The organism is Vibrio sp. 10N.222.48.A3 (assembly GCF_041475345.1).
Taxonomy (GTDB): domain Bacteria; phylum Pseudomonadota; class Gammaproteobacteria; order Enterobacterales; family Vibrionaceae; genus Vibrio; species Vibrio tasmaniensis_A.
Genome location: NZ_JBFRVX010001237.1, coordinates 1 through 2185, shown reverse-complemented (window position 1 = coordinate 2185; position 2185 = coordinate 1). Strand labels below are relative to the sequence as shown.

The window sequence follows — 2185 nt, the reverse complement described above, 5'->3', positions numbered from 1 at the left end:
GGAAAATGATACAGCACTAGATAAAGTTGACGGTGCTGGTGATAACACTTACGAGTTTGGCGCTTCTGCTGGTGATGCTTCTGACGGCTTCAATGTTGTTAAGTTCGAGGGTGCAACAAGCGGTATCGCTTACGGTATCTCTTACTTCGAAACGAAAGATTCTCGTAACAATGATAAGTTCGACAAAGGTGTGAACGGCTACATCGGTCTAGAGCAAGAAGTATTCAACCTATACGCAGGTTACGAAAACCGTGATTACGAAGCTAATTACGAAGTTTACACGGTAACTGGTAACGTAAAAATTGGTGACCTAACACTAGGTATGAACTCTTGGATTGATGACGCAGATTCTGAGAAAGACACGGGTTACTACGTTTCAGGTGGTTACGCGGTTTCTGAAGACCTAACAATTGCAGCTGGTTACGCCTCTAACAGCAATGAACTTGATGGCCAAGCGGACGTAGATGCTTCTTACATCAACATCGCGGCAATGTACCGTATTGCAGACAACGCTGACATGGGTATTGATATCAAACAAGATATTGATGGTGCACGCATGGGTTCAACTAGCGCACAGTACGACGAAGAAACACACGTATTCGCAGCAGCTTACTACTACTTCTAAGCTCTTAATAGCTTAATAGCTTTGAGAGCTTAAGAACTTTAAATCTGATTGCTATGGTGTGTCGCATGCCCGGTCGTTACACCATGTTCTCTTCGTTTTGCCGTTTAAGTATCCAACCGATATGTGGTTTGACACTCAGTGTTATGAGTGGAATGATAATCTGGAGAATGTAATGGTTAAGAGCATTACTGCCAAGGGTGTTATTTACGGAAATGACACTCTGTTTACATGTAAACCGAATCGAAATGGATTATTTGAATTGGCGCGTAAACATGGAAGAGTTGCAGGTACTCGCCCGCAAGATCTCAAGAACAAGGTTTATGCTGAATCTCTTGATGAAGCTTGGAATTTACTCAAAACAGAAAAGTTTTATATTGTTTTGACAGGGCAGATATGTGGTATTCATAGGAAATCACTAAGAAGCCTTGATTCTGTCGACATTATTTTTGATGTTCAATCTCGTTTAAATTGTGTCACTGTGTAGGGTCAATGCTGTAAATAAAAAGGACGATTAAATATCGTCCTTTTTTTCGTTTGAGTTTTTTGGTTCAACCTTGGTTACAGATGCTCAGCACCCGCTATCGGCCGTATTGCCCAACGATAAAGTGTTCAAACTCATCACACATCTGATGGTTTGACTTATCATTACTCGCCAACTCGGTTGTCCCATCAACGATTGATATCTTCGCATTCAAATCAGCGACGGGTGCTCGTTCTCTTGTCGACAGCTGTTTGATTTTTTGATCTTCAATAGCCCAAGCTTCTTCTGGCGATAAGTTGCATTCGTCAGCGAGGTACTTGGCATTAAAACCTTCCCCAGTCAGGCTTTCGATTGTCCCATTATGATTCACACTATTGCCTTGGTGCCAATAGTGCTTAGCTAACAAAGGGCCGATCTCTGGGTTATCCGTTAAGTAGCCAAACTTATCGGTGAAATAAGCACGTGTTTGATACACCGCCATATGAGCTAATAAGTAGCCCTGGTAAGCGCATGAGGCTTCATCCGACAATAGATGTGGAATCGCCATCAATGGGCGAGGGCTACAAGCCAATCCAAGAATCGTTTTCTCACTGCTACGAGCAAGAGCAGTGATCTTTTCAGGTGTCAGATCTTCATCCGCCAATTCGTAAAGTGCTCGTTCGAAATAGGGAACAACAAGAATGCTTCGTTCTTGGTAGGCTCTGAACGGTTGTTTGTTATCTATGATGGCTTTGATTAGCTCATCAGGTACTGCTTGGCCTTCTGAATCCAGGGCATATTGTTTTAGCCAATCGGCGTCATTCAATAAGCTGTCACAGAACATGGATTGAGTTTCGGCATAAGCCATCGATGTTGGTGCAAATTCTTGAGAGAAACAAGGCGCATTCATTTTAACATTAGCGAAATGTGCAGCGTGGCCGCCCTCGTGAAACAGCGTATTGATACCATCATAACCGCTGCCGATTTGGTCGGGCTTGGCGTTGCTCGTGAAGTTGACCTGTGCAGCTACCCAAGTATCTTGATCGTAGAAAGAAGGAACTGGCCCATGACAGAAACCGTTTGGATACTTTCCTTTACGA

General features: G+C 43.3%; 2 protein-coding genes and 1 pseudogene. 2 read left to right on the top strand and 1 reads right to left on the bottom strand.

All coding sequences use genetic code 11. The features are described 5' to 3' along the window. Positions 1 to 625, top strand: a pseudogene (locus tag AB4653_RS25300) (porin); the annotation flags it as partial. Positions 626 to 797: 172 nt separating this feature from the next. Then, positions 798 to 1109 (top strand): hypothetical protein, encoded by a 312-nt coding sequence (locus AB4653_RS25295; protein WP_029222827.1) that lies wholly within the window; start codon positions 798 to 800, stop codon positions 1107 to 1109. A gap of 94 nt (positions 1110 to 1203) precedes the next feature. Here AB4653_RS25295 and AB4653_RS25290 read toward each other — a convergent pair. Next, on the bottom strand, positions 1204 to 2185 hold a 982-nt coding region (locus AB4653_RS25290), incomplete at its 5' end, for a M3 family metallopeptidase (RefSeq protein WP_372105601.1).